The organism is Pseudomonas sp. K8, from assembly GCF_014889455.1.
In the GTDB taxonomy this organism is placed as follows: Bacteria; Pseudomonadota; Gammaproteobacteria; order Pseudomonadales; family Pseudomonadaceae; genus Aquipseudomonas; species Aquipseudomonas veronii.
The window spans coordinates 1-9,532 of sequence record NZ_VJWO01000090.1; the positions used below are offsets into that span (position 1 = coordinate 1).

The window sequence follows — 9,532 nt, forward strand, 5'->3', positions numbered from 1 at the left end:
GCGCAGTTGGTCAGGACTCAGGCGGGTGTCGACATCGGCAGGTTGGTCGCTGAGCACCCAATCGATTTCCTCGCGGCGCGCCTCGGCGATCGCATCGATAGCTTGGCGCACCGAGCCTTCCCAGGCCTGGCGGGTGAACACGCCGGGCACGCTGGCCTCGGTGGTGAACAGGGCCTGGGCGTCAGTGTCGCCGACCAGTTGCGGCAGGCCCAGGGCCGGGTAGTGATGGGCGGCGTCATCGAGCAGTTGTTGGTACAAATTGGCTTCGGCATTGCGTTGACCCAGTTGGCCGAGCAGGACCTGCCGGACTTGCGCGACCAGCCGTGCGTCGGTGTCGATGCGCCAAGCCGGGTTTTCCGCCAGGTGTTCGGCGTAGAACTGCCACAGAGTGGGGCCCAGGGCTTGCCAGAGGCCCGCGCGGGAAGGCTCGACTTCGCCGAGGGTTTTCACCAGCAGACTGGCGTCGGCTTTTGCCGGACGCGCCATCATCAGGTAGGCCTTGAGCTGGTCGTAGGCAGCACGGGCGCGTTCGGCGCGCTCGGGATTGTCCGGGGCCAGCTTGACCAGGGCCGTGAGCTGTTGGCGTAAAGCGGCGACGGCCGGGTCGCGGATCAGGCGGTTGTTGGCTTCAACGTAGCGCGGCCACACGGTTTCAAGCAGCACTGGGTTTTGATTCAGGCCGAAGCGCTGATACCACGGAGCGCCGCCTTGAACGCGATCATCCAGGCGCGCCAATTCGCGGACCAGTTCATGAAGGGCCCGGAGCTGTTCGTCGCCTTGTGATGCGCGTTGCAAGGTCGACAACGAGCTGTGTACCTGGGCGATCTGCGTGCGGTTGCTGATGAATGACAGCAGCAGTCCTGCTCCCCATAACGTCGCCAAACCCAGCACCAGCGCGTAGCCAACTCGCGGCACGCTCCAACCCAGCCGGCGGCCACGGGCGTTATCGCCGAGTACACCGTGCCACACCGGGGCCACCGACCACGCCTGTTGTTGATCATGCGGCGAGCGCTGTACCGGCAGGCTGAACCACACCCCCCGCAACGGCACGCCACGGGCAAATTCGCCGGCCAGGTGCGCCAAGGTGTGACGCCAACGATCAATGCCCTCGCCCTTTAAATCCCGCGACAGACGCAGCAGAAAATCATCCTTCATCACCGCGTTCATCTGCGCCAAACCCGCGCGACGCAAAGGCTCCAGCAAACGATTCAACGCGGCGTCCAATACCGCCGCCGAAAAGCGCGCGGGCAACTGACAGCCCACCGGCTGCGCTTTGCGCGTGTCCTGCGCCCACGCACTGCCGCAGACCTGCCAGAGGGATAACGGCAACTGCCAGCGCAAGTCACGGGCAAGGCGCTGCACCTGGCGTACACCTTTGCCCATCGAGACATCGTCGGCGGCCTGGGTTTCGTTCAGCGCCCAGACGACTCCGTCCAGCGCACGCCAGCGGCTGAGGCCGCTCCAGCGCTCAGGGAATGATTGATCCAGCGCGGCCTGCGCACTGCCACCCCACAGCAGGACGGTGCCTTGGCCTTCGAGCCATTGGTGAGCGGCCAGGGTGGGGGCGATGGCTTCGATTTCGGTGGGTTCGCCGATGATGAGCAGCAGGCGGGTTTTGTGGCGCCAGAAGAGGCCGTAGTGCTCGCGTAGGTGCTCGCGCAGCTCTAAGAGGTGAGTAGTCGGTGAGTGAGGCAAAACTATCTGTGAGTCCGCCGGGGGATAGACCTTACCCACACGTCCCTGCTCGCGGTGGTTTTGACGTTTGAGATGCGCTAACCACCGTGGTGCCAGAACGCCGCCCATTGCGATGGCGATGATCAGTAGAAAAACCAACAGTTTGTGGTGATTCTCAGCTAGCCCGATCTGATCGCCAAAACGCCAGATCACCCAGCCCAGAGCGGCTACCAGCACAATGACCCAGACTGCTGCCCCCACACGGCGCCATGAATTACTCCAAACTTTCATGCCAACTCTCCCGTGACAACAGTGCTCATCCAGTGCCGCGATTCTTCTCGTGCCAATACCAACAAAGGCTCGCGCTGATGCCGGACAATTTCCACACACAGCGCAGCTACTAGCCAGTGACCGAACGGACCAGATAGCCCGCACAGACTTTCCTGAATCCACTGCTGCTCCACGTTGAGCGAAGCACCATGGGCGCCTGCTACAGCAAGCATTTTTCCGGTCAGTGGCTGCCAGTCGGCGGCGTCGGCCAACATGCCGGTTGCCCGGCAAGCACTCACTTGGGTTTGCAGAAACAACGGTAATTCACTGTCCAGTACATCGATATCCAATGGCATTGGCCGCAACAAACCAGCGGTGATCGGTAGCTCCAAGGCGATTGCCAGGCTGTCCGGGCATAGCAGCAAGGCGGCAAGCCCGTCGGAGTAAGAGTCTTCACCGTGAACCTGAAGCACCAGGATCAAGTCGATGACTGCGGTGGCGGCCTTCAACGTTTCATCGATCCACCGGTACGACAATTCGCTAATCAATGTGACCGTTACGGGTAGCGGCAGCCTCATCGTGATGACCAAGCTCTGCTGCCAGGTATCGCGCAAGGCTTCGTATTCGCGGGGATCGGCATCGCTCAGCAGGGTGACCCGGAGTTCCCGCCCCGTCGGCAACGCATGCAGTGCCGGCACCAATGCCTGAATCAACATCTGCAGTCCGGCTTGAGTACGTTCCGGCCCTACAGGCAAAGCCGCAATACGCCGCGCTTGCCCTGTGCGGGGAAGCAAATCAAAGGGACCCTGAGTTAATACACTCGCAGACACCTGATCAGGCAGCAGCACACAACTGGCAGACACTGCCAAGTAGCGCTGCGCCCAAGCCTGCCAGGAACGCTGCACACTTTGCGCCTCCTCCTCCAGAAACTGGCAATGGCTCAACGCAGTCCCATAGGCATAGGCACGCGCAGCGAACGCCAGGATCCAGACCACCAATGGCGAAGCGGACAACGCCCAAATGTTGAGCGTACTCAGTAACGGCATCCGTTCGGAGGTATGCAGCAAAAACAGCAGCACGCAGACCAGTACCGCTATGAGTGCAGCCAATAGCCAACGACCCGGCACAGGCGGTTTTGGAGCTTCCACTACATGAGGTGCCTGACGATCCCAGCCCATGACTAACCCACCCCGCAATCGAGAGCGCTGGAAATCACCTGGCAATCGCACTCGCAGCGGCAGCCGTTGATCACCATCGCCCGATCCCCCTCAGACCAGTCCGGGCAGCCATCGACAATCCGGTTGACGCCATGCCCCGGCAGCGGGCAACGAACCTCGTCTCCGACCAGTGCTACTCGCTTGCCATTTACGATCATCGTGGATGAGGCTGATATCACTTCTCCACCGTGGGTGGTTTTATCACCCAATAAAACAAATCCCTGGGACATAAATAAAACAATCCAAAACTCGCCCATTGAAAAACAGGCTTCCATAAAAACGATCAGAACATTCGTTAGAGAAATGATCTCGACCAATAAAAACTACTCCCCCCCAAAAACGCACTACCTTTTAGCTGGCCAGCGCCCAAGCGCTACGTAAACTTTCGTGGACAATTCAGCTCACCGCTGTCAGCATCTAATGCATCCCCAAGAGTCAACGTGTCGAGAACAAAAGAAAAAGGTAAGTCGATAATAGCTAACGGAATAATCAGTCCATTACTCCCCTTGATCAGTGTCCAATCAGTCGCCGCATGAAAATCCAGCTGAACGCCTTGATAAGGGCAAGTCGGGCCATTCATAACTGCCGCCCCTATTGCCGCACAGCCCGAATGCAGTCCGGCAAAAAGTCCTAAAACCCCGAACTTTAAGCGCTTCGCACAGCCACTACCCAGACTAACCCCGGCAATATTTTTAAAGCGAGACTGGCCAGCACCCGCAATTAAACTCAAATAAATCATCGCAACCACCCAATACAAGTACATGACTAGGCTTTATCTAAGACTCACGTCATCCGATATCCGGAATAAAACATTAAGAGTTAACGGTAAGGCCTGAACAGAAGGAAACATGCGATTCATCGAACCTTCTCCGCAGTCAGGCGAATGGATTGCAGCTTCTTGAAGCTTGGGTCACGACCATCAGCCACCACGCTGCCATCGGGGTAGGTGTAGCGGGTATAGTTACCCTCCTTTTTCACCTTCGGCCCCACTGAATAAAGCACGTAGTCGGCATGCAGCACGGGCTCGAACACCACCTGCCGGGCATTTTTGGCGCGGTAATACAAATAAATCTCACCCTCGCCGAATAACCTAGCGAGTTTTTCGTGTCCGCCAAGGAAGTGTTCGCTAACCCTGGGGTAGTAGTCCTTCCTGATCAGCAGATCGCCGCTGACTTCTATCGTCGGCTGAAAAGCAGAACGTTGTTGTGGCAGATGCTGATCGAACATCACGATCACCCCGCCCCCTGGGCCCGCTTTAACATTCTCGCCAAAGTGCGTTGTATTGGCGTAGGTAACGCCAAAAGTCACATTGCTCAGTTGCCACTGGCATCGGCTACCACCATTGATGGGCAACTTGGCCTCATACAGGTCGCTCTGCCCCTGCTGTTGCGGTTGAACCATAGTGGACAAGTAACCATCCTCTTCATAAGTGGTCCAGTCTGGCCCGGAGCGTTTGATCGGGCATTTCTCCGAGCGGTACATCACCTGCATGGGTTCCGCCGCGAGGTTCTGCGGGACCTTCACCACGATGCTGACTTGCTCTCCACCCGGTGGCGGTGCCAAGGCCTGGTTCTGGGCGCAACCGTTTAGGCTGAGCAACAGCAACAAAGCGCCGCTCATGGGGCTTAGGCGAGCATTCATAGGCTGTGTTCCTCCGTGATCGCTGGCAGTGCGTCGGGAAACTCGACGGTTCTCGCATCTGGGTAACGGGAGGGAATGGGTTGGCTGCCCCTCCCAATTTCCTCGACTACGTGATAGTTCACGTGTTGCACTGGCCCCTGCGCAGGGTGGATCAGAATGTTCATGGTTTTATGTCTTCCCTTATGGCTAGTGTGTTGGGTGGGCTGTTGCGCCCCGGATGCGTAGATTCAGGCCTGGGTGATCTCGATCATCACGCCAAATTCGCGCTCGCGGCAGAAGCGCTGCAGGGCTTCAGGACCGCCTTCCAGGTCTTGAGTCATGCGCAAGGCCATGGGTAACAACTTCTGCAAGGCAAGGAACTGCTCGTTGCGGTGTTTTTCCGCTTCGGGGACGCCCACCCCATGCATCTGCGTCTCGAACTTCGCCCGTTGCGCCTTGCGCTCCAGTGGCCGGTCGGGATCGCTCAACTCCAGCAACTGGTTGTGCAAGAAGGGTAAGTAGGCAGCGACCATCGAGTGATCCATCGGGTTACTGCGGAGAGTGCTGCGTTCAGGATTGGTGTGTGACGGAAAGAACCGAGTCAGACTTTCCCGGCTCATCGAGCGAATGAGGGCCTTCTGCTCTTCACGGGCGAAGCGGCTGAACTCATCGCTCAGACTGGGCACCAGATAGAGGCGGGTTCGGTGTGGCAAACGCTTAAGAATGGTGGTGTGGTAAGGCGCGCCCAGGCCTTCTCTACTCCGCTCGGCGGGGTTATTTGAGGCCCGTGACTCCACATGCTGGTCGGCACGGTAGAACATGGCGATTTGGCCGTGATGCCAGTAGGGATCGCCAAAGCGCACCAGTTTGTCGGCCACCAGTTCACCCACGGACCATATATAGCCCAGGTCGTGGCCCAGCGGCCCCAGGGCATCGTAAAGCCAGTTATCCAGTTCCGCCTCGGGTGGCACGCTGGTGATGGTGTCGGCGTCGTTGACATGGCGAAAGTGGGTCACCGTGGCAAGGCGCGCCAACGCCTTGGCTGTGAAGGTACGGGGCATGCCGTAGGTGTAGAGCAGAGGATTGCGATCTTTCAGCTCTGCGGAGTAGATCAGTGCAAGGGCGCCGCCCAAGCTATGGCCGCAAATGAATAGCTGTCTATTCTCCAACGCATCCTTAATGTCATAAAAACGTTGAGGAAACAACCTCTTAGCCACCTCAAACGCATGCAAAAAACCATAATGCACACTGCCGACATCAGTCAAAGGCGTACACGCAGACTTCAAGTCACAGCCGCTGCCATCGGCCGGCATCGGGCGGTACAGCACATCCGTCAGCCAGTCCTTGGGTTCCTGTGTCCCGCGCCAGGCCACAACCACTTGTGTCTGGTTGATGCAATAGAACAACTGGGTGTTTTCGATGATGAGCCGCGGAATCTCGGAGGCACCCGACGGTCGCTTGGCCTCCAGCGAATCCAGCATAACCGCCGTGGTGTAGCGCTGGTTGAAGGGGACGTCTACCACCAGTGCTGGCAGACGCGTCCCTCCAGAGTCAATCATCACCGGCGTGCGCGACAGGTCCAGGCACTGACGTAAAAAGAACTCCTCCACCGAGCCAGAGACGGTACTGGGATCGGTGCCCGGTCGTTGCTTCAAGATGTTCTGGGCGACAATGCTGTAGGACAGGTTAGCCATCAGCCCAAGGTTATAGGCATTGGCCATGCTGTATTCGGGTTGGTGATGCAGCACCAACGACCAGGCGCGGAAGGGGCAAACTTCCAACACGTGGCGGTGATTCAGCGCTTCGTACTCAACGGTGAAACCGCTGAATGCCGTGTCCGGGAAGTGAAAGGCCGGATGCCGCTTCGGGTCCTCCAAAGGCGGATCAAGGGTCGGTAATCGGTCGCATAACTGACCGATACGCAGGTAGTGGTAGCGGTGACCTGCCGCGAGTGCCTGCTTCTCGACGGGCGAGAAACCCGAACGCTGCGGGCCATACAATGGGGTGCAGTTGCCGATTACAGGCCGATGCGGTTCGGCACGCAGGGCACGCAAGCGACGGGTTTGCAGCAACTCGGCAAAAGGATCGGCCTGCACCTTCAGGGTGATGGGGATGGGGTGCAGCCCCTCGATACGAATCACGCCCTGAGCATCGCTGAGCCCGGAGCATTCGGGGAAGCACCTCTGTCGGATGGCGTCGTTGATCGCCTGATAAGGCATGTTCGCCAGGGGGGCCCCCTGCTCGTCCACCAACTGGAATTCAATCCAATGCTGTTTCTGTTTACCGCCAGTAAACTCCTTGCGCGAATTGAGCGTATCCGTGCGGTGCAGGGAATCATTCATTTATCAACATCTCTTGTGCCATCCTGACTCGATGGATCAGTGTTACGGTTGCCACCGCACGAAGGAATGATCTGGCTTCCATCGGCCAGCCGGGTGTACTGAAGATATTCCATGACTCCGGTCGCGGTTTTATTGACACAGAAGACGGCGTCGTAACTATCAGTAGAGCGATACGCATTACGCAGACTGAATATATAAGTTTGATTAACTTCAAGCAGCAGAGGGCGGGCTTTGATTTTGTAGTTGTCGTACTCGTACCCCTCAGGCACGGTGCCTAAAACGATACACGCACCTGGACTCAGCTCCAATGGTTTAAATCCCGGCAAAAGGGACGCCCCCCAAGTAGGAGGGTTTCGTATATAGCTTTCTGTTAATGATACGCGGCTCACTGCAAAGACGCCCTTAGCATTGCTAGGCACGCAAATAGCCGGTTTACCATTAACCGAAACCACATTCCCAGCCTCTCTGCGACCATATGATGCAGCGTAAACACTTTCGACTACTAACCATGGCAAGCTGAGCGTTAAAAACAGTGCAAGTTTCATACGACCCTCCTTTTTCAACTTGGAAGATGTTTTTTGTCGGCTGGCTTTTTAAGAAACGACTCGAGTGTCGACGCAAGAAGCTCTGGACTTTTGGTGAAGTTGCGTTCACTCCACACACCGTGCGGATTGCCCACCACACAAATCAAATAGTAATCCGAGATGATTTCACCTTGCTGCTCCATGTTGTAGTCCGACAAGACGCTCTGTTCTGTCAGAGCATAGCGATAAGCAGGTGCGCCACGACTTGTAACCACCAACCCCATTCGCTTTACCGGATAACCCAACTGGTACTGCCATACATGGGTCATCTCATGTATGAATAGCGCTTTATCTCGATCATCATCAGTAGCGGAAAAATCATTCCTATAGTACCCAGTACTTGAAGGGTAATACATATTACCGTTAGGAGTTGCAGCCGTATTCTGCCGCCCCAGGAACCCCCACCACCCAGCGTGATGCACCTCAACTTTTGTATAATCAATAGCATCCTTAAAGATTGTTCCTGCCATGGCAATTTCCCCAAGCGTCAAAGAGCGCTTCTTGCCTCTAGGTAGAGAAACCTCCTTTACCGAGCTACCTATTGCTACCTCGTTAGTTGATACATCACTTGACGTAAGATCAATGACCATTGGGGTTTTAATGCTTTCCGCAGCGCAGCAGAAAGCCCCGAAATCCTCCGTAAGAAAAAGTTCTATTTGCGTGATCCGTGTCGGCTCCTGAGTTTCGAAGCGCTGGGTAAAACCCTGCGCACCTGTCACCCCCTCAAATACATGTCCATCTGCCAGAGTGACCGAATATTTAAAGTCACTTACAAGCTCGCCATCAGGCCCGATCAAGCGAAGCTGTTCGTCATAGCGTGTTACTGATTCTGGTAATTCAATTTTCAGGTCTCCGGGCAATAAGGTATGAACGCTCATCGTCTGCCCATGCTTATCCGTCACGCCATTGAATACCTCACCTTGTTGGGTGGTTATCCGGTAGCGACTAAATGGCAGTGGTGTCTCCGTGTCGTCTTTCAAGGTATAGCCGCCGGAGTAACCCGCCGGCAACAGTGACGCCGGTGTATTGAGGCTGGCGCTGCCAAACTTTTGCACATGGTTAGCTTTTAGATAAATATTGCCTGGCGCCCCTAGTTCTATATCACCGCCCTTTAAACGGATATAGGCACCGCCACAGTTGAGCACCAGTTCTTGCGGGGCGTTGATTTCTATACGACCTTCCACGCTTTCGATCTTAACGTCGGTCTTTGCCAAAGCATGGAGGTAACTGCCTTGAGCGTGCAGTTCAACTTTGCCTTGGGCCGCCTTGAATTGCAGGTCAGCACTTTGCGCAAGCACGCTGACGCCACCCTCGGCGGCTGCGGTGATATCGTGTCCGGCGCTGATGTCGGCGTTGTGCGCGGCGATGATACCCACGCTCTCTCCTCCGGAAGACAGACACACGGCTTTAGGACTCATTACGCCGATACCCGCCGGGGCATGCAGCAGTAATCCCGATTGCGCCAACCCTATGAGTGACTGAACCAAATCCAGTTGGCTCTCAATATCGCTAGGCTGCACTCCAGCACTACGAGCTGCCTGCGCCAGAGAGCGCGCCAGCGATAGCGCACTTTTCAGTTGCTCAATGGCAGCCACCATGTCTAGTTGTTCACCCCGAGCCTGGCCTTGGTCATCCGCACTGATAAACAAACCTTTCCCCCCACGAATCGCGCCCCAACTATCCGTGCGCAACTCAAAACCTTCCCCACGCTTTTGTTTCGCGGCATCCACCAAATGCCCCAGGTTCAGCTGGCTCTTACCTCCATACTCAGTACTGACCTTGACGTGCTCCCGCCCCCGCGTGTCATCCATCCGCAGCTTGTTAT

At 56.6% G+C, this 9,532-nt stretch carries 8 protein-coding genes; all 8 read right to left on the reverse strand.

Annotated elements, in window-relative coordinates; translation table 11 throughout:
- A partial coding sequence (locus INT12_RS29910; RefSeq protein WP_226926363.1) for an ImcF-related family protein occupies nt 1–1,965 on the reverse strand: 1,965 nt, incomplete at its 3' end.
- The gene (locus INT12_RS29915) at nt 1,962–3,122 is read right to left on the reverse strand and encodes a hypothetical protein (RefSeq protein WP_226926364.1); all 1,161 of its coding nucleotides are present in this window, start codon (nt 3,120–3,122) and stop codon (nt 1,962–1,964) included. The genes INT12_RS29915 and INT12_RS29910, both read right to left, overlap by 4 nt.
- 2 nt (nt 3,123–3,124) lie before the next feature.
- Nucleotides 3,125–3,478, reverse strand: a complete 354-nt coding sequence (locus tag INT12_RS29920) for a PAAR domain-containing protein (protein ID WP_226926366.1) — start codon at nt 3,476–3,478, stop codon at nt 3,125–3,127.
- A 56-nt stretch (nt 3,479–3,534) separates the two neighbouring features.
- Nucleotides 3,535–3,900, reverse strand: coding sequence for a YceK/YidQ family lipoprotein (locus INT12_RS29925; RefSeq protein WP_193041163.1), 366 nt, complete (start codon nt 3,898–3,900; stop codon nt 3,535–3,537).
- A 116-nt stretch (nt 3,901–4,016) separates the two neighbouring features.
- Nucleotides 4,017–4,802: a hypothetical protein gene (locus INT12_RS29930; RefSeq protein WP_226926368.1), complete on the reverse strand. Its 786-nt coding sequence runs from the start codon at nt 4,800–4,802 to the stop codon at nt 4,017–4,019.
- Nucleotides 4,803–5,029: 227 nt separating this feature from the next.
- A complete protein-coding gene (locus tag INT12_RS29935) occupies nt 5,030–7,123 on the reverse strand; it encodes a lipase family protein (RefSeq protein WP_193059147.1) in 2,094 nt (697 codons plus the stop codon).
- Nucleotides 7,120–7,668, reverse strand: coding sequence for a hypothetical protein (locus tag INT12_RS29940; protein ID WP_193059148.1), 549 nt, complete (start codon nt 7,666–7,668; stop codon nt 7,120–7,122). Before INT12_RS29940 ends, INT12_RS29935 begins: the two co-directional genes overlap by 4 nt.
- A 14-nt stretch (nt 7,669–7,682) precedes the next feature.
- Nucleotides 7,683–9,532, reverse strand: a 1,850-nt coding sequence (locus INT12_RS29945; RefSeq protein WP_193059149.1) for a DUF2345 domain-containing protein, incomplete at its 5' end; no start/stop codon positions are given.

What these genes read in the sequence shown, in the direction of transcription:
- INT12_RS29930 (WP_226926368.1), bottom strand. Translation starts at nt 4,802, where the DNA reads ATGAATGCTCGCCTAAGCCCCATGAGCGGCGCTTTGTTGCTGTTGCTC.
- INT12_RS29925 (WP_193041163.1), bottom strand. Translation starts at nt 3,900, where the DNA reads ATGATTTATTTGAGTTTAATTGCGGGTGCTGGCCAGTCTCGCTTTAAA.
- INT12_RS29935 (WP_193059147.1), bottom strand. Translation starts at nt 7,123, where the DNA reads ATGAATGATTCCCTGCACCGCACGGATACGCTCAATTCGCGCAAGGAG.
- INT12_RS29940 (WP_193059148.1), bottom strand. Translation starts at nt 7,668, where the DNA reads ATGAAACTTGCACTGTTTTTAACGCTCAGCTTGCCATGGTTAGTAGTC.
- INT12_RS29915 (WP_226926364.1), bottom strand. Translation starts at nt 3,122, where the DNA reads ATGGGCTGGGATCGTCAGGCACCTCATGTAGTGGAAGCTCCAAAACCG.